This window comes from Geothermobacter hydrogeniphilus (assembly GCF_002898515.1).
In the GTDB taxonomy this organism is placed as follows: domain Bacteria; phylum Desulfobacterota; class Desulfuromonadia; order Desulfuromonadales; family Geothermobacteraceae; genus Geothermobacter_A.
The window spans coordinates 42,803-67,105 of the sequence record NZ_PPFX01000008.1 but is presented as its reverse complement, the minus strand read 5'-3'; the positions used below and the strand labels follow the sequence as shown (position 1 = coordinate 67,105).

Below are 24,303 nucleotides of genomic sequence, written 5' to 3'. Positions count from 1 at the left end.
ATTCAGGATGTCTACAACCTTGCCTCCGGCTCATGACGGTACCTAATCCAATGACACGAATCTCCCTACTCCTGGCCGTATTCTTTTGCCTCTCCGGTCCGGCATGGGGCGACCTGACTTTCGGCGTCGTTCCCGGCAAAACCTCCCTGATACAGAATAAAGCCCAGGCCGCCAGACTGTCGAATTACCTGCGCACCAACCTGCACGAAACCGTCAAACTGCGTATTTTCAACAGTGAACAACGGCTCAGGCAATGGATGAACCGCTACCGCGAGGTCGATATCGCCATCCTGTCACAGGATTTCCTCGCCGCAATGCGCCAGGGTGAGTTTTTTCGCCTGGTCGACTATCTCCCCGAAACCGGTTCGGGGATCCGCCCCGGCTCCATGGTCGCCAGACGAGGGCTGAGTCACAACCGGCGGCAACAGTTGCAGGACCTGCTGCTGGTCATGGACACCGACCGGACGGCCCTGCCGATCCTGCGGGCCATGCACGTTGCCGACTTCGGCACCCCCGGCGCCATGGTCAAGCTGGAACAGCCTACCCGGCCGGCAAAAAGAAAATCCGCCGCCGTCCATCCCGCGTCAACCCGACCGGCCCCGGACATCCATCACGGCAAAGCTGTCACCACAACCTCTCCTGTCCGGAAGACGGGAAGCCCTCTCCCAGTCGTCCCTGCCCCGGACAAATCCGCGGCAGGCGCCCTCTCAATCAAAGAGAAGACCGGGAAAATATCTGAACCGGCCCCCCCCGTCACCATGACAGCCCGGCAGCAACCAATCACCAGGCCGGCCCAAAGACCGCAACCGGACAGGCACCTCTCCACGACGCCTCCCACCGTCGAGGTTCCCGCGGAGACCAGCCGAACTCCGGGGCCGCTGCCGGGCAAGATCCCGACGCCCTACACACGCCAGGCCCGGCATGTCTCCGCCGACAACCTTCGAGGCACCGGCAACAACAACCGCCATTACCTGCTGCTGATCGTCGCTGTCGTTCTCAGCGGCCTGCTGGCCAAGTTTCTCCTCATCTACCAGCGCCGTCCACGACGGCGTCCGCCCGCGCACGCACCGCAACTGCTGATCCAGCACGACTGGTCGGAGCTGCACAACCGGCAGACCGCCGAGGTTGCCTCTGAGCCATCCACGTCGGCACAACCTCCATTTTTCCAACCGCCGAAAGACCTGCCCGGCGACGGGGAAACAGAAAAACGGGAGTCTGCGGCCGAAGCGGTCAAGCTGCCTTCCGGGCAACTGCAGCTCGACGGGAAACTCGGACCACGGCAGATTCCGGCACTGTTGCAGCTGATTTCCGCCTCCAGACAATCCGGCATGCTGCAGGTCTCGTCGAAACATAACCGGAAAGAGATTCTTTTCCGTAAAGGAAAGATCACCAGTGTCAGTTCCCTCAATCTCGGCAATCACAACCAGACCGGGTTTCTGATGAACAAGCTCGGCTATCTGCTGGTCCGCGAGGGAAAGATCAGTGAAGATCAGCGTGATCAGGCGCTGGTCATGTGTGAAGGGGACAACAGCCTGCGCCTGGGGGAAGCCCTGATCAGAATGGGGGCGTTGAAAAGCAGGGATCTGCTTGAATCTCTCCGCTACCAGGCCAAGATGGTTCTCCACTCACTGATTGTTTTCCCCGAGGGTGTTTTCGAGTTCATCCCCGGCAATGACGCCCCCAAGTCGAGTGACAACCTTCATTTAAGCGTTGACGATTTTCTCAAGGAAGCCGCCGCCCACCAGAATGAATGGCGTAATATCCGTGAAATGATTCCCACCCTTGACACCGTTCTCGAATTTGCCCCCGGGGGGCGGGACAAGGTCAACAGTGGCCGCATGACGGTTCACCAGAAATTTGTTCTTTCGCTGATCGACGGGAAGCGACCGATCCGGGATGTCTGCGTGGCGACAACCATGCTTGACTACGAACTTTACCGGTTCCTCTACCTGATGACCAAGGCCGATATCCTCCGTATCACCAGACCCGATTAACCCACGTTGGCGAAGCCGATTTTCATCTTTCTCCATCCTGTGATATAAGTGGGCGTAATTATTTAATCAGTCTGTTCCAAACCCGATATGACGCATAACTCCATGGGGTAGCCATGCAACAGACCATTCTGGTTGTGGAAGATGAACCGGCGGTGCGGGAACTTGAAGCCAATGCCCTGACACGCCTCGGATATCAGGTTCTGCAGGCCGCCAGTGCCGAAGAGGGCTACGGCCTGGCCAGACAGCAGCAACCCGACCTGATTATTCTTGACGTCATGTTTCAGGGCAAAGACGGGTTCGCTCTTGCGCGCAAACTGCACAGCCTGGACGAGACCCGACACATTCCGATCATCTTCGTGACCGCCAAGGACCAGCCGGACGATATGGCGCGGGGTTTCGCCGTCGGCGGGAAAATCTACCTGACCAAGCCCTTCACCGAAAAGAATCTCGAAACCGCCGTCCGCAGCCTGTTGCCGAGCGGAGAATAGACCCCATGGCCCGTACGCTCCTCATTGTCGATCATGTCGCCACCCGCCGTACCAGCCTCAAGATGCTCCTTGTCCAGGAACAGTACCAGGTCCTTGAAGCCGCCTCCTGCGAAGCCGCCTTGGCACTGATCGAACGGCGCCGCATTGACGTGGTGCTGACCGAAACCGAGCTGCCGAGCCGCAGCGGGCTTTTTCTGCTCAAGGAACTGAAACGCAAGCGTCCCGACATCGAGGTTATCCTGTTGACCCATAACGCCTCCTCCTACAACCTGCTGCAGGCGTTGCGCAACGGTGCCCACGATTTCATCGTTCGACCAATCGATTCGGGGGAATTTCTTTTTCAGGCCCTGGAAAGAGCCTACCGGGCGATCCAGTTGCGGCAGGAAGAACGGCAACTGGTTATTGAACTTGAAGTGCGAAACCGGCAGATGAGCAGCACCCTGAACCGCATGTCGGAACTGCAGCACGCCCTTGAACGTCTGACAATGTTCGAAGATCCGGGGGAACTGCTGCAGGGACTGCTTGATGCAGCTGTCGGGCTGGCTCATGCCGAACGCGGGCTGCTGGCCCTTACCGGCAGGAATGGAGAACTTGCCGTCAAACTCAGCCGGGGCCTGGCCCAGGGATTTTGCCGGTCCTGCGCCGAAAAGATCCCGGACGGTCTGCTCAGTGCGATCTTCGACCATGGGCGACCCATCCTGATTGCCGGCAAGCTGCCGCCTAAACTGGAACAGAAAACGGCCGTGGAGGAGCGTGAAGCACTCTTCACCACCCCGGGCGTACTGGCCATCCCGGTACGAAGTGGGACACGTCCGATCGGCCTGCTGGTCATGGCCGGGCATCCCCGCCAGTTGCCTTTCAACGAAGCCGACCTGCAGCGCCTCACCCAACTGGCCGCTCACGCCGCCCTGATGCTGGAAAAAGCAGGCCGCATCCGCCAGTTGAACAAACAGGCTCAGCAACGTCAATATGCCTGAACAGTGGCTGCTGCAACATGGCCTGCCGGCCCTGTTCCTGCTCAGCTTTGCCGCCTCGACCCTGCTTCCGCTCGGATCCGAATGGCTGCTGGTCGCCCTGTTGGCCGTCGGCAAGGACCCCCTTGCCTGCGTTCTGGCAGCCACCGTCGGCAATACCCTCGGCGCCCTGACCAGCTATCTCATCGGTTTCTACGGTGCGGATTGGCTCAGCAAACGCGTGCTGCGGATCACACCTGCCCATCAACGCCGGGCGGCCCGCTGGTACCAGCGATTCGGCAGCTGGTCCCTGCTCTTCAGCTGGCTGCCGATCATCGGTGACACACTCTGCCTGCTGGCCGGCTACTGCCGGGTCCCAGTTCCCTGGTTTCTGTTGCTGACCGGCACCGGCAAGGGAGCCCGGTATCTGTCGGTGGCCGGGCTCGCGGGCCTGTTCATTTCGGCCTGAAAACCTCCGAGAGGGAGAGAATCCCCGCGTCAGGAACCCGCCGCAGCCGCTCCCGTAGCGTCCCCGGCCTTCAACTCATCCCGAATCCGTCCAACCAGGCCGTCCGCGTCAAGGCCATATCGCGCGCGCAGCTGATCCTGGCTGCCCTGTTCGATAAAACGATCCGGAAGACCGATCAAAACCAGTCGCGGCGCGACACCGGCCGCGGCGTAAAGCTCGCTGACGGCACTTCCGAAGCCGCCCAGGAGCGTATTCTCCTCGACCGTGACAACAAGTCCGGTCGCGGCCGCCTGCAGCAGCAGACGCTCATCGAGCGGCTTGATAAAACGTGGATCAATCACCCGGAGTCGCACACCTTCGGCCGCCAGAGTCTCGGCAGCCTCAAGCGCCGCCTGTACTGCCGAACCGACCGCCAGGATGGCCCCGTCGTCACCCTCCCGCAACACTTCCCCGCTGCCGATTTCAACCGCCTGCGGCTGGTCCGCGAGACCGAGCCCCAGGGCCTTGCCTCGCGGATAACGATAGGCGAAGGGACCGTCATGCAGTCGGGCGGTTTCCATGGCGCGCTGCAACTGCTGTTCGTCCCGCGGCACCATAAAGGTCAGGTTGGGAATATGACGCATGAAAGACAGATCGAAGGCTCCATGGTGTGTCGGGCCGTCAGCCCCGACCAGCCCGCCACGATCCATGGCAAAGGTCACCGGCAGGTTCTGCAGGCAGACATCATGAACCACCTGGTCATAGGCACGCTGCATGAAGGTCGAATAGATGGCGACCACCGGCCGCAGGCCACGACAGGCGAGTCCGGCGGCAAAGGTCACGGCATGCTGTTCGGCGATTCCGACATCATAAAACCGCTCCGGAAAGGTGGTGGAAAAGTCCTTCAGCCCGGTCCCTTCCAGCATGGCGGCAGTGATGGCGACGATGCGCTCGTCCCGTGCGGCCATCTGCACCAGCGTCGAACCGAAAACCCCGGTAAAACTTCCGCCGCCCCCCTTGACACCGACAACCTCTCCGGTCTCGACATCAAACGGTCCGACGCCGTGAAATTTTGACGGCTCCCGTTCGGCCGGTGCAAAACCATGGCCTTTGCGGGTAACGACATGCACCAGCACCGGCCCCTCAAGGCGAGTGACATTCGTCAGGGTTTCAATCAATTCATCGAGATTATGACCATCGATGGGACCGAAGTAATCGAAGCCGAAAGCCTCGAACAGCATGCCCGGGGTCAGGAACCCCTTGAGAGAATGTTCGGCGCGACTCGCCAGAGAGAGCAGATCCTTGCCGATTTTCGGCATCGAACCGATAATCTGGGTCGCCTCTTTCTTCATGCGGACGAAGAAATCGGACGTCATCTTCCGGCTCAGGAATGAGGAAATCGCCCCGACGTTGGGGGAAATCGACATTTCGTTGTCGTTGAGAATGACGACCAGGTTCTTCTTCAGATGACCGGCCTGATTGAAGGCCTCGTAGGCAAGCCCGGCGGTCAGGGAACCGTCACCGATGACGGCAACGATCTTTTCTTCTCCGCCGCAGGCGTCACGAGCCGCCGCCATGCCGAGAGCGGCGGAAACCGAGGTGCTGGAGTGCCCGACATCGAAACAATCATGCGGACTCTCGGAACGTTTCGGGAAACCGCTCAAACCGTCGAGCTGACGCAGGGTGGAAAAAGCCTCCCGCCGTCCAGTGAGCATTTTATGGGCGTAGGCCTGGTGGCCGACATCCCAGACAATCTTGTCATGGGGGCTGTCAAGAACCCGGTGCAGGGCCAGGGTCAGCTCAACAACGCCCAGGGAACTGGCCAGATGCCCGCCGGTTCTGGACACGGACTGGATAATCTCACTGCGCAACTCATCGGCCAGTTGCCTGAGCTGTTCGCGGCTCAGATCTTTAATCCGGGCCGGTGATTCTATGGTTTCCAACAACATCGTCTTTATCCTCTCCCCTGAGGACTGCCGCCGGGCTGTCAACCGGATACCGGCACTTTCGGATCGGATAACCGGTCTGCCCCGAGTCGAAAGATCCCGCAGTCCACTTTAAACTAAACACTTCGATCGACAATATAACGGGCGATCTGCCGCAACGGCTCGGCCTCCTCACCGAACGGCTGCAGGGCCGCAAGGGCCAGGTCCCGCAATTCAACTGCTTTCTGGCGTGCCTCTTCAAGCCCGAGCAGGGCCGGGTAAGTCGCCTTGCCGCGCTGCTGGTCACTGCCGACATCCTTGCCGAGCTGCGCCTGGTCGCCAACAATATCGAGGATATCATCCGCGACCTGGAAAGCGAGTCCGGCGGCTTCTCCGTAACGGCTCAAAGAGGCGAGGGTCTCATCATCCGCTCCGGCAACCAGGGCGCCGGTCTGAATGGCTGCCAGGATCAAGGCACCGGTCTTGCGGGTATGGATGAATTCCAGGGTCGGAAAATCGATGACCCTGCCCTCTGATTCCATGTCCACCACCTGCCCGGCGACCATGCCGAACGAGCCGGCACTGCGGGCCATCAACTCAAGGATCCGCAACCGCGTCGCCGGGGCGAGTTGACCACCTGCAACGGGGTCGGCCAACAACCGGAAAGCCTCGGTCAGCAGCCCGTCTCCGGCCAGAATCGCCAGGGCTTCTCCGAACACCCGGTGATTGGTCGGTTTGCCGCGCCGGAAATCATCGTCATCCATCGCCGGCAGATCATCATGAATGAGCGAGTAGGTATGAATCATCTCCATCGCGCAGGCCGCCGGGAGGACCGCCTCGCGCTCACCGCCGGCAGCTTCGCAGGCGGCGATCATCAACACCGGCCTGATGCGCTTGCCGCCGGCGAAGACCGAATAGCGCATCGCCTTGTGAAGGTTGACCGGTAAGACATCCTCACCCGGAAGGTAATGATCAAGAGCCCGGTCAACCGCTTCAAGGCACTCACGCTGATACTGTTTCAAATCCACTTCAGGCGTCCTCTTCAGCTGTAAAGGGTTTCATCTCCAGGTTGCCGCCGGCACCACGGGTCAATTGCTGCACCCGCGTTTCGGCCGCCGCAAGCAACTCCTGGCAACGGCTGACCCGTTTGACGCCCGATTCAAAACAGCGCAACGACTCTTCCAGGGTCAGATCGCCATTTTCCAGCCGGGAAACCAGCTCTTCGAGCTTTTTCAATGATGTCTCAAATGTTTCTTTAGCCACGGTTCCTCACACCTGAAAGGTGACGGCGTCGCAAAAACTCACCAGCAGCTGCGTTGCCGCGCTTGCCTCGCTGCTTCGACGTACGCAAGTACGCCTCATTGCTCGACAAACACGCGCCATGCTGCCGGTGTTTTTTGCTTGGCCAACACATTTGTGCTTTCTTGCGAAAGCATTAAAGTTGGATTATCCCGGTTGGACGAAACCGAGTCAAGGTCTTTGCGTGCTCGCCGGGAACCGGGAGAACCAACTTGTCATCAGTCCTTTCCGGCGGGATGGACCATGGTTCCCCGCGTCCTCAACAGTGTCGTCAGGGTCAGAGGGTCGGTGGGAATCCCCCCCAGGCGCACGGTCCAATGCAGATGGGGCCCGGTGGAACGCCCGGTGCTGCCGACCTCACCGACAATTGCGCCGGGACGCACTTCCCGGCCGGACTTCACCCCAAGTGACTGCAAGTGCGCCAGAACCGAAACCAGTCCGCCGCCATGGTCGATAACCACCGTTTTCCCGGTATAGAAAAGCGTATCCGCCAGGCGGACAGTCCCGGCCCCGGGAGCTCGAACCGGGGTTCCACGAGGACTGCGAAAATCAACCCCGGAATGGGGCGATTTCGGATGTCCGTTGAGAATCCGCCGCAGACCGAAAAGGCTGCCGACCGGATCATCAACCGGGCGCTGAAAACCACTCCAGAACCGGGATGGGGTATCGGCAGCATAGATTTCCTGCAACTGTCGTCGTTCCCGACCGATGCGCTCCAATACCGCCGGTTTTCGGGGGGTGACCTGCGCCGGAGGCAGAGTCAGACGCTCGACCGGGCGACGGGCGGCCACAACGTCCAGTTCATTCCGATAGCGCCTGGTCCTGCCTGACCGGTCGACGGCGTAAACCTGCAGCGGATAACGTCCGGGAGCCTGACCTGGCTTGACCGCCAGCAACAGTCTGCCCCGGTCGTGCCGCAGATCGAAAATGGCGGGGACATCATTCCACCGAACAGCGGCAAAAATGACATCCGGCGCTTCAAGTCGCAGCAGAAAAGCTTCTCCGTCCTGCACCTGCCGGGGGTAAACCTCCAGACCGGCGGCGAAAACCGGAGAAGCGATCAGCAACAGCAGCAGCAACCAACCTTTCAAGGCTCGGATTCTTCCACCGCCACCGTCAGCGTCCCTTCAGCCAGCCTGACCCGCAGCTTGTCACCGGGGCCGACATCGGCAGCATGACGAACCACCGTCTGTCCCGGTTGTTTAAAAACAATGCTGTACCCCCTGGCAAGAGTGTGCAGCGGCGACAGGGCATCGAGCCGCGCCGATGACAGCTTCAGGCGCTGCCGCGCCATCTGCAGTCCGCTGGCAACAGAACGGTACAGGCGCTGCTGCAGATGATCAAACCGACTGCGCTGCAGCTGCAGCTGCTGTTGCGGCGGAATCAGCCGGCGGCGGAGACCGGTCACCCGCTCCCGCAGCAGCTGAATGCGGCCACGCATCTGCCCTGCCAGGCGCAGCGCCAGTTGATCGAGATGAGACTCCAGCTCCCGGCGGTTGCGAACCACCAGTTCCGCCCCGGCACTCGGCGTCGGCGCCCGCAGGTCAGCGACAAAATCACAGATTGTCCAGTCGGTCTCATGACCGACCGCGGAAATCACCGGGCAGGCCGAAGCATGCACCGCGCGGGCGACCACCTCGTCGTTGAAGGCCCAGAGGTCTTCGAGAGAACCGCCGCCACGACCGACAATCATGACGTCGACGCCGCAACGATTGAGGTCGGCGATTCCCGCGGCGATTTCCTCTTCCGCCCCCTCCCCCTGGACCCGAACCGGCCGCACCAGAACCTCGACTCCGACCGAGCGCCGCCCGAGAATATTGAGAATATCGCGAATGGCGGCCCCGGTCGCGGAGGTCACCACCCCGATGCGACGGGGAAACGCCGGCAGGGAACGTTTGCGCGCCTCGGCAAACAGCCCCTCCCGCGCCAATCGCCGCTTGAGTTGCTCGAAGGCCAGCTGCAGCCCGCCGACCCCGCTCGGCTCGATACTTTCAATTATCAGCTGCAGTTCACCACGCGAACGATAAACCGAAATCCGCCCCCGGCAGATCACCTGCATGCCGTTGTCCGGCTGAAATTTCAACCTCTTGGCCTGGCTGCGGAACATCACGCCGCGCAGTTGGGCTTCGGCATCCTTGAGGGTCAGGTAGAGATGCCCCGAGGCCGGGCGGGAAAAATTGGAAAGTTCGCCTTCGACCAGCACCTCGACGAAATTATCCTCGACCAGCTCCTGCAGCAGGCTGACCAGTCGAGAAACACTGAGCGGTCCCTGCGCCGCCAATCCGTGCATTGGAACGTTCATCCTGCGTTGACTTCCACGGTTAAATCTCCTATGAATACCTTGCGCCGCCACACGATGACGGCCGTCATCTTTTCGGAGTACGTGCATGCAACCTTACGTCGTAACCATTGCCAGTGAAAAGGGTGGAGTCGGAAAAACCACCCTGGCAACCAATCTGGCCATCTATCTCAAAGCCCTGCGTGAAGATCTGCCGGTAACGCTGTTCAGCTTCGACAACCATTTCTCCGTCGATCAGATGTTCCGCATCGGCAACCGGCAGCCGACCGGCGACGTTTATTCCCTGTTGACCGGAACGCCGTTCACGGAACTGCTTGAGACCGGGGAATTCGGCGTCCAGTTCATCCCCTCCAGCTTGCGGCTGGGGGAGTTGCGCGATCGGATGAGCGACCCGGCCCTGCTCGGCAACCTGCTCTGCCAGGCCGACCTGCAGGGGGTGGTGCTGATCGACACCCGTCCTGACCTGGACGAATTCACCGCCAATGCCCTCTACTGCGCCGACCGGGTCATCGTCCCGGTCAAAGACGCTCCTTCACTGGAAAACAGCCGCCGGCTCTATCGCTTTTTCGAGCACCATGAACTGTCCCGGCAGGCATTGCGCATCCTGCCCTGCCTGGTTGATTCCCGCATCCGCTACCAGGAAGGCCCCTTCACCAACCCTTACCAGCTGCTCAAGGCCTATGCCCTCAACCGCGGTTATCGCTGCATGGAGGGCTTTATCGCCAAGAGCCCGAAGGTGGAATCACTCAACACCAATCCGGAGGGAAAAGTCTACCCGATACTGACTCACGGACGCGGCACCGAGGTCCATCTGCAGCTTGCCAGCCAGGCCCGTCAGCTGCTGCTGGATGTCGACGCCGCCGACCGGCACCGCCTGGCGGAGATGGCGGACGCCCGGACAAGCCTCCTGCAACGGCGACAACAAGGTCATCGGCAGCGACTGGAACGGCTCTCCGGCCGGTGCCTGGCCTGCGGAGAACAGTTGCCGGCAGCGGGTATCGAGGGATTTTACCTGGAAACCGGCGACGGCAACCAGGCCGGCTTCATTGAATCGGACTGTTTCACCGACATGGTTTTCGGCTCCGTCTACCAGGGCGGCAGGGGTAAGCCGTCCCAGAACGGCATGCAGGAACTTTTTCTCGAATCGGCAACCCGCAGCTACTTTGCTCTTGCCGTCCCCCCCAGGGCTGACGGTCCCGTCTTCTTCCGATTTGACGAAGACGGTCGGGAACTCTCCAGCCGACCGGTGGCGACAAATACCCGCGACGGTCTCTTCAACCGCGGCCCATCGAGCCTGTTGAAATTCTGGAACCACCTGGAGAAACAGATTCCCGGCGAATTCGCACTGCTGCGCAAGGGGCCTGACGGCCAGGCAGAGGAGATCCTCGCCGGCAACAACTACCGAGCCTTCAGCCAGGTCAAGCAGCTGGTCGGCATGCGCCTGCAGGGGATATAACACCTCGACCGTCTTCTCAACCTGTCCCGGGTCGCTGCACCAGCGCCGAGGCGGGAACCACCTGGACGCCCCGGTCACGCAAAAAACCCTGCTCGCGCCGCAGGGCCTCAAGCGTCTGTGGATAGGGGTGACAGATGCCGATGGCGCTGCCTCGACGCGCCGCAAGCAGGGCGAGCTTGCGAATCTGCAGAGATATTCGATCGACATCCCGGTCGTTGTCGAGAAACATGTCCCGCGAGGCGACCGGCACACCTATACCCCTGGCCTCGGCCGCGGCCACCGACAATCCGGTGGTGCGGCTGTCGATGAAGAACAACCCCTCGCCGCGCATCACCTCCAGCACCGGACGCATCTTCCCCGCGTCGGCGGTAAAACGTGAACCCATGTGATTATTACCGCCGACGGCGTAGGGTATTTTTTCCAGATAGCTGTAGAATCTCTTCCGAATCTCCCCGTTCGACAATTTAACCAGCAACGCGTTGTCCCCCGGGCTGGTATCGGGATAGGCGAGCGGCTCCATGGGAATATGGATCATGACTTCCCGCTTGTGCCGATGAGCCAGGGTCGCCACCTCGGCGGCGTGACGGGTGTTGGGCAGGATCGACAAGGTCACCGGAAGGTCAATATCAAGCAGTTGACGCACCATCCGCAGGTCGCGGCCGAGATCGTCCATGATGATGACAACCCTCGCCCCGGCGGGGGTGGGAGGTGCCTCGGTCTGGAGGAAGAAAAGACGATAACGGACCCTGCCGTCAAGCAGCACCACCAGCGAACGCCCGGACGTATCGATCTGCAGTTCAATCGTACCGGCCAGGCGGCCCAGACGCCGACGCAGTTCGTCAAGAACCTCGCGGGAAGGAAAAGACGCGGACAGGGTCAGCTCGGTCACCTCTCCCCGCTGCCGCGCGACAAGGTGCTGCAGAGAAGCGCCGCTGCGCAACATGGCGCTTTCCAGTTCAACCCTGACGTCCTCCAGCAGCAGCCGGGTGTCGGGCGATTTGACCGGAACCTGGTAGTGCTCACGCATCCGGGCGAGAAAAAGCAGGCTGCCGAGCAGGAAGCCCCCCAGAAACAGGACCGCCAGGGCAACCCGAAGGCCGTTGCCCTGGCCGCCGGCCCTGGATCGACGGGCCTTAGCCGGTTGTTTTTTCTTTTGTGTTTTACGGGATGCCATTCTTGCCGCCAAACTGTCGGGGCCGGATTCCGGCTTTCAATCTCCTGAATCAGGAACCCTTTCAGGCCGCCTGTTTCTCTCCTTGAAAGATCTTCATCCCCTTGAGCAGATCCAGAGCCCGCATCAATTGGTAATCACTGCGGTCCTCCTTGCTCAGGCGTGATTTCACAGGAGCCTTTTCACTGTCTCCGGCAGCGGGTGGCGTGGCGAAATGATGGGCGAGATCTTTTTCACTGAAATGCTGTTCCTCCTCACTTTCTTTTGCCAGCAGCGGATGAACTTCGATATCAGGGGTAATCCCCCGAGCCTGAATGGATGTCCCGCTGGGGGTAAAGTAACGCGCGGTGGTCAGGCGCAACCCCGCACCGTCGGCAAGCGGGAGAATGGTCTGCACAGAACCCTTGCCGAAGCTGCGGGTTCCGAGAACCAGGGCCCGGTGATGATCCTGCAGAGCCCCGGCCACGATTTCCGAAGCGCTGGCGCTGCCGCCGTCGATGAGCACCACCATGGGATAGTTCGGCTCGGTCCCTTCGGCATGCGCCGAGAAGGTCATCTGGCTTTCCAGTTCACGCCCCTCGGTATACACGATCAGACCGGAGGAAAGGAACGTATCGGAGACGGCAACGGCTTGATCCAGCAATCCTCCCGGGTTGTTGCGCAAATCGAGGATCAACCCTCCAAGACCGGCGTCGCCGCTCTCTTTTTTCAGCGCGGCCAGGGCCTGGTGCAGTTCATTGCCGGTCTTTTCCTGAAACTGGGTCAGCCTGGCATATCCGATCTGTCCATCCAGCATTCTGGACTTTACGGAATGGATGCGGATAACTTCCCGGACCAGGGTGAATTTCCTCGGCATGTCGAAACTGTCACGCATAACGGTGATATTGATTTCGCTGCCTGCCGGACCACGCATCATCTTGACCGCTTCCATCAGGCTCAGGCTCTTGGTGTAACGGTCCTCGATCTTGACAATCTGGTCACCGGGCTGCAACCCGGCCCGGAAAGCCGGGGTATCCTCGATCGGAGATACAATGATCAGTTGACCGTCACGCATGGTGATCTCGATGCCAAGCCCTCCGAATTCACCCTTGGTGTCAATGCGCATCTCCCGGTAAACCTCCGGCGGCATGAATCCGGAATGGGGATCGAGGGATTCAAGCATGCCGTTGATGGCACCGTAGATCAATTTTTTCAGATCGACCTCTTCAACATAGCTTTTGCGGACAATGGTCAGAACATCGGTAAAGAGTTGCAATTGACGATAGGGGTTCTCCTCACCATCGTCCTCGGCACCCGAATTCGGCGCCAACCAGAGGCCGCAGAGCAACACTCCGGTCAACAAGATGGCCAGCAAACGGATTTTTCTAAAGCGACGCATAACGCCCTCCTGAGTTCCCCGGATTTTCAACGACGCCGGCGCGTCAGCCAGCGCAGCGGGTCCTGTGGGGTTCCACCTTTGCGAATTTCAAAATAGACCACATCCGACCCCTCAAAGCCCGATACAGCGATGGCTTCCCCTCTTTCGACCCGATCTCCCGCCTTGCGAAGCAGTCGACTGGCCTGCGCATAAAGGGAATAATAGCCGTCACCGTGATCAATGATGAGCAGATTACCATAGCCGCGAAACGGTTTGGCAAAAATGACGGAACCGTCCCACACCGCCTTGATCGGCGTCTCTCCGTTGATCCCGATCTCGATTCCATGGCTGTCATAACGGGTGCCGAGTTCAGGATGACGACCGGTACCGAAACCTATCCTCACGGGGCCCCGAACCGGCCAGGGAAGACGTCCTCGCTGACCGGCAAAGCCGGTTTTCGTACCGGCAGACGTAACAACGGTGTCCTGTTCCAGGTTTTTGACCAGAGCAGAGAGACGCGCAGCTTTCTCTTCCAGCTCATGCAGCAGCACCGCCAGGGCCTCTTCATCGTGTCGCACCCTGGCCAGCAACTGCTGTCGATTACGCTGGGCCTGCCGAAGTTTTTTTTCCCGTTCACGCCGTGTGTCGAGAGCGCGCTGCTGGTCCTGCTGCAGTTCAGCCAGACACCGCAGTTCGGTTTCTGTCAGTCGCACCTGGCGACGGTAATCATCGAGCAACTCCCGGTCATGCCGCACCATGCGCTGCAGAAAATGGTATTCCTCGGCCATGGCGGCCGGGGACCGGGCGGAAAAGAGGACCTTGACCAGGCGGATGTCGCCGCCCTTGTAGAGTACCCTGAGCCGTTCCCTGACCTGCCCTTCAAGGGCCCGCTGATTTTTCCGCGCCTTGTTGACAGCGGCCTGCTGATCAGCAACCTTTTTATTCAACAGGACAAGTTGCCGTCGAGCCTGTTGTAAATGCTGTCGGGCAGCGCGCAACTGCGCATCGCCCCGATGGAGCCGGCTGACCAGTTTACGGGCCGCCGCCTGCTTGGCTGCCAACTGCCGGTTGGTGGTTTTGATCCGCTGCTGCAACTGCTGCAGATCGCGACGGGTATCATCCAGTTTTTCTCCCCCCGAGACGGGGGCCGAAAAAAACAGCAGCAGAAACAGTCCGGTCAGTAGGAAACGCAATGCCACCATCAGATACGTACGAACTTGCGCAGGGAAAAGAGACTGCCGAACAGGCCGAGCAGGCAGCCGAGAAGAACGATCAATATTTGCCAGTGCGGCGGCAGGAAACTGATTTTTCCCAGGCCGCTGGCCAGCAGCAGCCGGCCGAGATCCTCCTTGAGAACCATCGAGAAAAAGAGAAAGCTGGTCAACAGGGCGAAAAGGCCGCCAAGGGCGCCCTGCAGGGCGCCTTCAAGCAGGAAGGGAGCCTTGATAAATGCCGGCGTCCCGCCGACCAGGGCCATGACTTCAAGCTCTTCACGACGGGCGTAGAGAGTCAGCTTGATCGTGTTGGAGACAATGAAGAGGGCGGCAAACAGCAGGAATCCGCCCAACACCAGGCCGGCTGTCCGCAGCAGTCCGAGAAATGCCTCGAATCGCTCCAGCCATTCCTGACCGTAACGCAGGTCGGCGAAGGATTTATTGCGACGCAGGCGTTCCACCACCCGCTGAACCCCGGCACTGTTGCGATATTTTTCTGTCAACCGGACTTCAAGTGCCGCCGGGAGAAAGTCGTTCGCCATCCCCTGAAGCAGATCAGCATCATCTCCCAGGCGGACCTGAAACCGTTTGAACGCCTGCCGAGGACTGATATAGGCCACGCTTTCAACCTCGGGATACTGGCGGATCCGGCTCAACTGACGGTCGAGAACAGGGCTGGCCGGGGGATGATCGAAGTAGGCCACCACCTGAACGTCGCGACTCCAATGGCGGGTCAGCTGCTGCACGTTGATGACAATCAGGGCAAAAAAAGCCAGGATCACCAGCGCAACTGTCACCGTACTGATGGCGGCACTGCAGAGAAAAGGGCTCTGTCGCATATTGCGCAGCGCCCGGAGCAGAAAATAGATAACTCTTCGCATGGCAGCCGAAATCGCTAGCAGGGTGTTAAAAAAGTTCTGTTCCCCAGGCTGAGCAAAAATGTCCAGATGCGAGGCGCCCGCAGCCCCACGGCATAAGGCGTACCGGAAGGTACGTCGTTGACGCGGGGAAAGGGCAACGCAGCAGATGGGCGTTTTTGCTCAGCCTGCCTAGGGCGTCAGGTCACGGACCAGACGTCCCTGATCAAGAGTCAGAACCCGGCGCGGAAACCGGCGGATGATGTCCCGGTCGTGGGTCGCCAGCAGGACCGTTGTTCCGCGGGCATTGGCGCCTTTGAACAGTTCCATGACCTCACAGGTATTGTCCGGATCGAGATTGCCGGTCGGTTCATCGGCAATCAGCACCAGGGGGTCAATGACCAGCGCCCTGGCAATGGCGATCCGCTGCTGTTCTCCGCCTGAGAGTTCCAGCGGATAACGCTTGATCTTGTGCTCAAGGCCGACGAGCTTCAGCACCTGGTAGACCTTGTTGCTGACCTCGTAACGTTTTTTCCCCTGGATTTCAAGAGGAAAGGCGACATTCTCAAACACGCTGCGGCTGTTGATCAGCTTGAAATCCTGGAACACAACACCCAGGCGCCGTCGCATCAGGGCAATTTTTTTGCCGTTCATGCGGGTTAGATTCTGACCGTTGATAAGGATCTGTCCCCGGGAAGGCTTTTCGGCCGCGAACAACAATTTGAGAAGCGTTGATTTGCCGGCCCCCGAGGGGCCGGTGATGTAGACAAATTCACCCTTGGCGACCTTCAGGGTCAGATCCCTGACAGCCGAGGAGTCCTTCTGGTAACTCTTGTTGAGATTATAGACCTGAATCATCCCGCCCCCTACCAGTCACTGTAGGGGATACCGTTAAGGCCCACCTTGTCGGAACCGCTCTTGACATCATAGATCCCCCCTTCTGCCAATTCCCCGTCATCCGTCGGCTCGGGCGGCAGAACCTCCCAGCTGTCGCCGGCACCGGTGAAGGGATCACGCGGCACCCCGCGCAGGTACTTTGACGTTACCAACTCGTCGAGAGATTCGGGGTAACGATTGTGGTCGGCAAAGAAGGCGTCGATGGCATGTCGCATCTGGTAGAGATCTTCCATCAGGACCGTTTCCCGCGCTTTAACCGTACTCTGCTTGTAACTCGGCACCGAGATCGCTGCAAGAATACCGATGATCGACATGACGATCAAAAGTTCGATCAGGGTGAAACCGCGCTGTCGTTTCAATCGCTGCATGTTTCTTTACCAGGTGTTGTAGGGGGTGCCGTCCAGCCCGATGGCATCACTCTGCGAATAGATATCATACACATTGTCACCGCCCCAGACCGTCGAATCGGGATCGTCTTCCAGCGAACGCAGACCCCATCCTTCATTGTAACGGTCGAAAGGATCCTTGGGGATACGACGAAGGTAACGTTTCTTGAAGGGGTAGAGCCCTCCCCAGTCCTTTCCTTCGAGCAGAACCTCAAGACCTTCCGGGTACCCGGTGTCGTTGATCGAAACAATAATTTTCTTCTCGGCCACCGCCCTGTCGAAATCGGCCTTGTAGGCATCGATGGCGTGGCGCACTATTCTCAGGCTGCGCTGCAACTCAATTTCCCGGGTCCGCTTCACCGTAACTTCGGCCATCGGCAATACCGCCGAAGCCAGAACGGCCAGAATCGCCATGGTGACGATCAGCTCAATCAGGGAAAGTCCCTTTTGTCCAACCCGGTACCGACGACCCAATTAACGAACCTCCACCAGGGTTCCTTCGGCAGTGACCTTCAGACGATGACCGGCCGGATCACGAAAATTGATCCGTTGCAGGTTGACCTTGGCCGTGCCGGGCTTGAGGGCGCGGAAAACCAGCTGATAGAGAACACCGTCACCGGAAACACCCTGGCCTCCGGCGCCCTGTTTGTAGCCGACGATGATCTGTCCCCGGGCCTGGTTGGGGCTGGTGGTGAAAACCGTGGCGGTGCCGCCGGAACGCAGGAAGCTTCCTTCCGTGGCACGCACGAACTGCAGCAATTGATGATCGAAAGAAACGAACATCGGCGCGCTGTACAGGTCTTCAACCCCGTCGACACGCACCGTGAGGGTGAACTCCCGGCCGACATCGATCAGCTTCGGCCCCTGGAAATAGGCCCGACTGACAACGTCCGGAATGGGAATATTCAATTGCGGCACACTGTCAACCGGGCCCTTTTCGTCGGCCGGGGCAGCCTGGGGAGCGGCCTGGATACCGGGTGCGTCGGCTTCTTCGGGAGCCCCATCCGCAGGCGTTGACGGTGCAGAGGGAACTTCGTTCCGGGCAGGGGTGACCGCGGGGACGGCTTTGTCCGTTTCCACCGTCTTATCTTCGAGCAACTCGCGGGCCTGGGGAGAAATCCCCTGATCCCCCAGCTTCAGTTCCATCGCAGGCATCGCCTCATGCGGGATCACGGCCGGAACATTCTGCGGCCGGGGAAGTTTCTGCTGAGCATCGAAGTCCTTGGCGAAGGACTGGAAGCTCGGTCCAACCTGGAAGGTATCTTCAGAGCCCGACCAGATACTCGACACGTCCGCTTTCGGCAGGTCGAGATTCTTGACGATGTGGGGGGTAATGGAAAGCAGGATCTCCCGTTTCTGCACACTGTTGTCGTGTCCTGACACGAGGGAACCGAGCAACGGGATATCGCCCAACCAGGGGATGGTGTCCTTTTGTTTGGAAGAACGATCTTCCAGCAGTCCTCCCAGAATCGTTCTTTCTCCATCTTTCAGGGTGATGGCCGTCTGCGCAGTCGTGGTCTGGATGGTCAGCGCCCTGGTACCGCTCTCCGTGGTGAATTCACCGATGACGCTTGACACTTCCAGGTCGAGTTTTGTCACCACGGTGTTATCCAGCTGGATATCCGGTTCGACATTGAGCTTCACCCCGACATCAACGTACTGAATATTGTCCGAACGGGTATTGTTGTCGGAGGTTGTTACGGTGATGATCGGTTCACGCGTCCCGACATGAATCTTGGCCTTTTCCTTGTTCTTGACGCGCAACTTCGGGTTGGCCAGAACCTCGGCCGACGTCAGGCTCTTGGCAAAATCGAAAGTGGCGCTCGGCAATGTATAAAAGGTCTCAAGATTGCCCAGGCTGCTGACCAGGTTGTCCGTCGAACTTCCCAGGGTACTGTCGACAATTTTTCCTGAACCCTTTTTGGAAAAACCCAGCCCCGCGGAATAGGCGGACAGACTGACGCCGATTTTTTCCAGATCGGTCTTGCTCACTCCGACCAGTTCAAGGTCAAAAACAACCTCGGCCTCGGCCCGGTCAGCCGCCTTGAGAATCTGTTCCGCCAGCTTGATAACCTGCGGTTTGTCCCTAATCACCAGGGCGTTGAGCTGTTCATTGACATAGATCTTGCGCAACTGCAGCATGGTGCGCAACATGTTGACCGCTTTTTTGGCATCGATATTCGACAGGTAAAAGGTCTGGATAATCAGATCCTGGTACTGTTTTTCCTTCTCCTTGGTCTTGGGGTAGAGAATCACGGTCTTCGGATTGAGAACCCGTTTCTCCAGTTTGTTCATTTTCAACAGCAGTTCCAGAGCCTGAGCGAAGGTCGCATCTTCGAGAAAAACCGTGACCTGCTGCCGTTCGACATCTTCATCAAAAATAAAATTGATTCCCGACAGTTTGGACAGGATTTTAAAAACATCCTTGACCTTGGCATTCTTGAACTTCAGGGTGATCGGCTGGGTCGACGTGACATCAAGTTCAACCCCGTCGATCAGAGTCAGGCCGACCCGTCGGATCTTGGCCTGCAGCTGCAGGGCATGTGCATGGTCGGGAACCAGCAACAGAGCCTGGTCGAGGCTGTTGGCCGCCTGGTTGAAGCGTCGCTGCTTGTAGAATTCTTCAGCCTCGCTGACCAGTTCATCGGCATGGAGGATTTCCTGCACCTGACGCATCTCCTGGTCTGCGGTTTCCAGGCTGGGATCGAGAGAGCTGGCCTGCAGATATTCGCTGACCGCCTGCGGGTATTGCTGCTCACTGCGGTATTTCCGCGCCTTGTTGAGATGATCGAGAGCCGCCCGGGAACGCGCGTCGAACAGTTTCATCCGGTATTCCTGACTGTCCGGATTCTCACGCAACGCTTCGCTGTACTTGAGCACCGCCTCATCGTAGCGTGCCTGACGCACCAATTCCTCGCCCGATTCAAATGCCTTCTGCGCGGCACACCCGGTGAGCAACAGCAACAGGCTCCCCCATAGTACAAGCTGCTTCCATGTCTGCTTCATGCAAAACCTCATAGGTCAATGTCTTCCCCGGTCCAGCCGGAGATACAATCCGGCGAATCTCTCTGGCACCCTTGCGGTCAAGGCTGGTAGCGCTTGAACGATTTAAGTTGGGGACGCCGAATGGGTGGAACCGGGTGCTGGGGCATCGGTTCATCCGATGTCGTTCCCGGTTGCGCGACCGTTCCGGGAAGCGAGGACGGGCTGTCCTCGGCATCCTTCAGATCCACCCGGATCAAGGCTGATCGTCCCTGCTGGCGAATGATGATTTCATCCGCGTTCATCTCCTCCACCTGGAACTGGTTTTCCTTGCCGAAACGCGTCCCCTCACTGACAATGAACAGTTCATCACCGGCGGCGAGAAAAACAGACTGCCGGGCCTCCTTGACAAACAACCCCAGAAACGTGAACCGGGTCGCGGGCGGCATCGGTGGCGGCGCAACCCTGACCTCCGGCGGCGGCGAAGGCAGGGGCTGTTTAACCACCGGTGCAGGTGGCGGCGGTGGTGGCGGCGCTGGCGGTGGCGGTGGCGGAACATAGAAATGGAAAATATCCCGTTTTACGCCGCTGAAGTCATTCTCCTGCCGTTCCAGCAGTTCCAGCCGCAGGGCCACTTCGTGAGGACCGGGCTTGTGGACGAGCGTCGGTCGACTCTGTCCGCGGGAGCGGATCGCGACCCGTTCACCGGCGACCTGATCATAGGGGTCGTACCAGATCCCATAGCCGATGGCAGCCACCAGCCCGAGAGCCAGCACGATGAGCAGATGCTGACGCTTCATGCCGGCTCCAGACGAAAATAGGTGGTCATACGAATACTGAGCTTCACGCTGCCCGCATCCTTGCCGTCACTGTCAAGACTGAGGTTGTCAATGGCGATCAACCGCGGAGACTGCTCGATGAGGGAAATAAACTCTTTCACCTGTCGGTACTCCCCGCTGATGGAAAAGGTCAGGGGGTATTCCAGCAGATCATGTCCCTTGCTCTTTTTCGGCTGGTAGTTGATCGCCTTGATATCCAGGCCGGTATCGCGGGCAAAACCATAGATCTCACCAACCAGCGCGCTGAGCCCATCCCGACCGGGAATCCGTTGCTTGAATTTTTCCAGATCACGCCGGGCCTTGAGAAAGGCCTGTCGGGGGGACTGGTTGGCCACACTTAATTTCTGCGCCCTGCGTGCCCTGGCCTGCAGCTCTATGAAGGTACGTTCCTTCCGCTCCAGGTCGGGGGAAACCCGAAGATTGATGAAACCATACAGCAGCAGGTCGAGGACCAGCAGTGCCAGCACCAGAAGCGGCCAGAGACGATTGAAACACCAGATCGCCCGCAGACGGGCCAGTATCTGCTTCATACCTTCCCCCTGCGAACCTTGATCCCGAAGGTCATCACACCCTGGCTGCCGGGCATTTCCCGACCGGCAGCCTTGAGGGCCTGATCAAGCAGCAACACATCTCTGAAGGCGGCCGATTTCTGCAGGCGATCAAGAAATTCCTGCAAATCCTCCACCTTGCGAGCCTCTCCCCTGAGCAAAATGGTACCATCCTTGAACTGTGGGCGAATCGAGGTGATGCGAACCTTGGCCGGCAAAACCTCTTCCAGTCGGGAAAGAAGCAGGCTCCAGCGGTAGCTGTCGCGGGCAATAATCTGGTTGGAAAAGCGAATTTCTTTCAATTGGGCAGAGAATTCAGCATCATTGATCGGGGTCGAATCAGCGTTGATGCCGAGTTGGCTCTCCAACTCACCAATCCGTTGCTGCAGAAGACGCGACTGACGGGCACTGGCCCGCCAGTCGGCCAGTTGAACGCCAAGACCCAGCAGCAGTACGGCACAGAGACAAACATAGCCGGCATACAGCGCCCGTCGATTCAGATGGCCATGAGTGGCAAGGTTGATGGTCGGTCTCATAGACGGTTCACATCATCCGTTCGGCGGCACCTGCCGCTCCGGCAAGTCCGCGGGCGCGCCATTCGGGGACTCCGAGGTCAACAGCGCCGAAATGATCGAAGCGGGGGGTGACGGAAACAACTTCCTTTTCAAAAACCGTCTCCAGCGCCGCGACCAGGGAACCGGCATCTTGCCAGTCGTTGTGCAGATAAACCCGGGCGCGATTGATTTCCGGATGCATCTCCCGGGCGCCCGCGAGAGAGCGGTTGACCTCCTGAAATATTTTCTCGGCTGACATTCCGGCAACCCGGCTGCGCTGAAAAACCACGCGTCCATCAGCCTGGTAGCGAAAACTGAGGGCGTCGCCATCACAACCGATCAGGACAAATTCATCACCCATATCAACCGCCTGCCGATACCAGTTGTACAGGTTGGCGCTGTGAAAATCCAACCAGGCGGCCTGGTACCCCGCCTTGTCAAACGCCTCTTCGTACTGCTCGACAACGGCACGGGCGATAACCGCCACCAGCAGGCGATGACGGCCCGACTCCTGTTGTTCGAGAAGCTGATAATCCAGATGGACATCCTGGGGTTCGGCCGGAAGACTCGCCTTGAGCTGCCAACGCAGGATTTCACAGCCTTCCTGCCGTGACTTGAAGATCGTTTCCACCTCTGTAACCAACTGTCTCCCGGCGGCATCGGGAAGCCCTACAGAAACCCGCTCTTCCTTACCGGAGACGGGATCGAGAATCTCCCGCAAGCGTTCCACGAACAGATCGAGATCGGCGATATTCGGCTCCCGGGTTCCCACGGACAACAATCCATCATCCAGGCCGAGCAGACGACCGGTGACCAGATGCCGCTGTTTTCCCCGGCGCTGCATAGACACCAGGCGCAATTCGTCGGGACGGATATCGAGCCCCAAATAGGTACGTTGAAACAGGCCCATCAACTATCCCTCCACGAAGGTCACGCGATTGATCTCAGCCAAACTGGTTGAACCGGAAACCAGTTTTTCCAGGGCGGCCTGGCGCAGAAATTGGGTTCCGGCAGCACGAGCCGCCTGTTTGAGTTTGCTGACCGGAGTTTTATTGACAATCATTTCCCGTAGATCGTCATTGAGATCAAGCAGTTCAACGATGGCGCTGCGGCCATGATATCCGGTTCCATTGCACTCGCTGCAACCCTCGGGCTCATAGAATGTGTGTCCGGCATATTTCTCCGGGGCGAGACCGGCCTCGCGCAGGGTGTCGCGATCATAGGTCACCGGACGCCGGCAGTGAATACAGAGTTTTCTCACCAGGCGCTGCGCTGCCACGCAATTTAAACAGGAGACAAAGTTGTAAGCGTCGATGCCCATGTGCAGAAACCGGCCGAGAACATCGAAAACATTGTTGGCATGCACCGTGGTAAAGACGAGGTGTCCAGTCAGGGCCGACTGTACAGCAATCTGGGCGGTTTCAGGATCGCGGATCTCGCCGACCATGATCTTGTCCGGATCGTGACGCAGAATCGAGCGCAATCCGCGGGCGAAAGTCAGCCCCTTCTTTTCATTGACAGGAATCTGGACAATCCCCTTGAGTTGATACTCAACCGGATCCTCAATCGTAATAATCTTTTCTTCTTCGTTGAAAATCTCACTCAGGGCGGCATAGAGAGAGGTGGTTTTCCCGGAACCGGTCGGTCCGGTAACCAGCACCATGCCGTAAGGTTCGCGAATCATCCTGCGCAATCGTTTCAATTCCCGCTCGGAGAAACCGAGAACGTCCAGGGTCAGTCCCTTGAGGTCCTTGGCGATGCTCTCCTTGTCGAGAATACGGATAACCGCGTCCTCGCCGAAAACACTCGGCATGATCGAAACCCGGAAATCAATCGATTTTCCTGCCATCCGCACCTTGAAACGGCCATCCTGGGGGATGCGCCGTTCAGAGATATCAAGCTCACTCATGACTTTGATGCGGGAAATGATCGGCCCCTGGAAACGGGTATCGAGCGGTTCGGTGGCCCGGAACAGGACACCGTCAACACGATACTTGATGACCACCCCATCCATATTGGTTTCGATATGGATATCCGAGGCGCGCTTCTGCAGGGCGTCGTAAAGCGTTGAATCAATCAACCGGATAATCGGGCTGGTATCTTCGGTCAGCTTTTCGATAGAGAGAATCTCTTCTCCCTTTTCGGTCTCCTTGACCAGGTGCAGCTTGAAATCCTCGGAGACATCCTGCAGCATCTGCTGCGATCCACCGCCCTGCTCCAGCAGCAGGTCAATGCGGCTGGCTGCCGCAACCATCAGCGTCAACGGGGTATTGAGCAGCAGTTCCAGATCATCAAAAGTCGTGACATCCGAAGGATCGGCCATCGCCACCACCAGGCCATGGTCATCCCGTTTAACCGGCAGGAAATGATAACGCAGCGGCAATCCCGCCGGCATTTCCGCCAGCAGTTCGGGATCGGGCTGAAACTCCTTCAAATCGAGATACTCGAGGTTGAACTGCAGGGCGAGAGCCTGAGCCAGTTCATCCTCGTTAAAGAGCCCTTCGTTGACCCCGGTCTGGCCGAAACGGCCACCGACGGCGGCCATCTTCTCCAGGATCAGCTTCACCTGGGCCGGAGCGATGGAACCCATTTCAACCAGAATGTCACCCAGCTTCTTGCGTTCGAATTTCATCACC

General features: G+C 58.9%; 23 protein-coding genes. 5 read left to right on the top strand and 18 right to left on the bottom strand.

The features are described 5' to 3' along the window. Positions 1 to 50 precede the first annotated feature (50 nt). The 4 genes from C2E25_RS05415 to C2E25_RS05400 all read left to right on the top strand — a co-directional run bounded on the left by C2E25_RS05415 (position 51) and on the right by C2E25_RS05400 (position 3,904). Positions 51 to 1,994, top strand: coding sequence for a DUF4388 domain-containing protein (locus C2E25_RS05415; protein WP_158247137.1), 1,944 nt, complete (start codon positions 51 to 53; stop codon positions 1,992 to 1,994). Between the two features lie 113 nt (positions 1,995 to 2,107). After that, positions 2,108 to 2,482, top strand: coding sequence for a response regulator transcription factor (locus C2E25_RS05410; RefSeq protein ID WP_103114762.1), 375 nt, complete (start codon positions 2,108 to 2,110; stop codon positions 2,480 to 2,482). Between the two features lie 5 nt (positions 2,483 to 2,487). Beyond that, on the top strand, positions 2,488 to 3,459 hold the full coding sequence (locus C2E25_RS05405; RefSeq protein ID WP_103114761.1) for a response regulator: 972 nt from the start codon (positions 2,488 to 2,490) through the stop codon (positions 3,457 to 3,459). After that, positions 3,452 to 3,904 carry a YqaA family protein gene (locus tag C2E25_RS05400; RefSeq protein WP_103114760.1) on the top strand — a complete coding sequence of 151 codons (453 nt, stop codon included), beginning with the start codon at positions 3,452 to 3,454 and terminating at the stop codon, positions 3,902 to 3,904. Before C2E25_RS05405 ends, C2E25_RS05400 begins: the two co-directional genes overlap by 8 nt. Before the next feature lie 29 nt (positions 3,905 to 3,933). Here the strand turns inward: C2E25_RS05400 and dxs are convergent, their stop codons facing one another. The 5 genes from dxs to xseA all read right to left on the bottom strand — a co-directional run bounded on the left by dxs (position 3,934) and on the right by xseA (position 9,397). Next, positions 3,934 to 5,832 carry a 1-deoxy-D-xylulose-5-phosphate synthase gene (dxs, locus tag C2E25_RS05395; protein ID WP_103114759.1) on the bottom strand — a complete coding sequence of 633 codons (1,899 nt, stop codon included), beginning with the start codon at positions 5,830 to 5,832 and terminating at the stop codon, positions 3,934 to 3,936. Positions 5,833 to 5,945: 113 nt separating this feature from the next. Beyond that, positions 5,946 to 6,836 carry a polyprenyl synthetase family protein gene (locus C2E25_RS05390; protein WP_103114758.1) on the bottom strand — a complete coding sequence of 297 codons (891 nt, stop codon included), beginning with the start codon at positions 6,834 to 6,836 and terminating at the stop codon, positions 5,946 to 5,948. Position 6,837: 1 nt separating this feature from the next. After that, positions 6,838 to 7,071: an exodeoxyribonuclease VII small subunit gene (locus tag C2E25_RS05385; protein WP_103114757.1), complete on the bottom strand. Its 234-nt coding sequence runs from the start codon at positions 7,069 to 7,071 to the stop codon at positions 6,838 to 6,840. 254 nt (positions 7,072 to 7,325) lie between these two features. After that, positions 7,326 to 8,198, bottom strand: coding sequence for a M23 family metallopeptidase (locus tag C2E25_RS05380; RefSeq protein WP_158247136.1), 873 nt, complete (start codon positions 8,196 to 8,198; stop codon positions 7,326 to 7,328). After that, positions 8,195 to 9,397 carry an exodeoxyribonuclease VII large subunit gene (gene xseA, locus C2E25_RS05375; RefSeq protein ID WP_103114755.1) on the bottom strand — a complete coding sequence of 401 codons (1,203 nt, stop codon included), beginning with the start codon at positions 9,395 to 9,397 and terminating at the stop codon, positions 8,195 to 8,197. Before xseA ends, C2E25_RS05380 begins: the two co-directional genes overlap by 4 nt. A gap of 97 nt (positions 9,398 to 9,494) precedes the next feature. On the opposite strand from xseA, the gene C2E25_RS05370 reads away from it, so the two are divergent. Next, entirely contained in the window at positions 9,495 to 10,862 is a 1,368-nt protein-coding gene (locus tag C2E25_RS05370; protein WP_103114754.1) for a ParA family protein, read from the top strand. Positions 10,863 to 10,878: 16 nt separating this feature from the next. Here the strand turns inward: C2E25_RS05370 and C2E25_RS05365 are convergent, their stop codons facing one another. The 13 genes from C2E25_RS05365 to C2E25_RS05305 form a co-directional block, all read right to left on the bottom strand. Beyond that, positions 10,879 to 12,036 (bottom strand): divergent polysaccharide deacetylase family protein, encoded by a 1,158-nt coding sequence (locus C2E25_RS05365; RefSeq protein ID WP_103114753.1) that lies wholly within the window; start codon positions 12,034 to 12,036, stop codon positions 10,879 to 10,881. Positions 12,037 to 12,097: 61 nt separating this feature from the next. After that, on the bottom strand, positions 12,098 to 13,411 hold the full coding sequence (locus tag C2E25_RS05360) for a S41 family peptidase (RefSeq protein ID WP_103114752.1): 1,314 nt from the start codon (positions 13,409 to 13,411) through the stop codon (positions 12,098 to 12,100). 26 nt (positions 13,412 to 13,437) lie between these two features. Continuing rightward, positions 13,438 to 14,583 carry a murein hydrolase activator EnvC family protein gene (locus tag C2E25_RS05355; RefSeq protein ID WP_158247135.1) on the bottom strand — a complete coding sequence of 382 codons (1,146 nt, stop codon included), beginning with the start codon at positions 14,581 to 14,583 and terminating at the stop codon, positions 13,438 to 13,440. 8 nt (positions 14,584 to 14,591) lie between these two features. After that, positions 14,592 to 15,485, bottom strand: coding sequence for a permease-like cell division protein FtsX (gene ftsX, locus C2E25_RS05350; RefSeq protein ID WP_103114750.1), 894 nt, complete (start codon positions 15,483 to 15,485; stop codon positions 14,592 to 14,594). Positions 15,486 to 15,653: 168 nt separating this feature from the next. Continuing rightward, entirely contained in the window at positions 15,654 to 16,319 is a 666-nt protein-coding gene (gene ftsE, locus C2E25_RS05345; RefSeq protein WP_103114749.1) for a cell division ATP-binding protein FtsE, read from the bottom strand. 8 nt (positions 16,320 to 16,327) lie between these two features. Next, positions 16,328 to 16,726: a type IV pilin protein gene (locus C2E25_RS05340; protein WP_103114748.1), complete on the bottom strand. Its 399-nt coding sequence runs from the start codon at positions 16,724 to 16,726 to the stop codon at positions 16,328 to 16,330. Between the two features lie 6 nt (positions 16,727 to 16,732). Next, positions 16,733 to 17,218 carry a type II secretion system protein gene (locus C2E25_RS05335; RefSeq protein ID WP_233189346.1) on the bottom strand — a complete coding sequence of 162 codons (486 nt, stop codon included), beginning with the start codon at positions 17,216 to 17,218 and terminating at the stop codon, positions 16,733 to 16,735. Next, entirely contained in the window at positions 17,219 to 19,750 is a 2,532-nt protein-coding gene (locus C2E25_RS05330; RefSeq protein WP_158247134.1) for a secretin N-terminal domain-containing protein, read from the bottom strand. 77 nt (positions 19,751 to 19,827) lie between these two features. After that, positions 19,828 to 20,526: a hypothetical protein gene (locus C2E25_RS05325; protein ID WP_103114746.1), complete on the bottom strand. Its 699-nt coding sequence runs from the start codon at positions 20,524 to 20,526 to the stop codon at positions 19,828 to 19,830. Further along, entirely contained in the window at positions 20,523 to 21,095 is a 573-nt protein-coding gene (locus C2E25_RS05320; protein ID WP_103114745.1) for a type 4a pilus biogenesis protein PilO, read from the bottom strand. The genes C2E25_RS05325 and C2E25_RS05320 overlap by 4 nt, the downstream gene beginning before the upstream one ends. After that, complete coding sequence (locus C2E25_RS05315) at positions 21,092 to 21,649, bottom strand: PilN domain-containing protein (protein ID WP_103114744.1); 558 nt, start codon at positions 21,647 to 21,649, stop codon at positions 21,092 to 21,094. Before C2E25_RS05315 ends, C2E25_RS05320 begins: the two co-directional genes overlap by 4 nt. Before the next feature lie 7 nt (positions 21,650 to 21,656). Continuing rightward, positions 21,657 to 22,577 (bottom strand): type IV pilus biogenesis protein PilM, encoded by a 921-nt coding sequence (gene pilM / locus C2E25_RS05310; protein ID WP_103114743.1) that lies wholly within the window; start codon positions 22,575 to 22,577, stop codon positions 21,657 to 21,659. Between the two features lie 3 nt (positions 22,578 to 22,580). Beyond that, complete coding sequence (locus C2E25_RS05305) at positions 22,581 to 24,299, bottom strand: GspE/PulE family protein (protein ID WP_103114742.1); 1,719 nt, start codon at positions 24,297 to 24,299, stop codon at positions 22,581 to 22,583. Between the last annotated feature and the right edge of the window lie 4 nt (positions 24,300 to 24,303).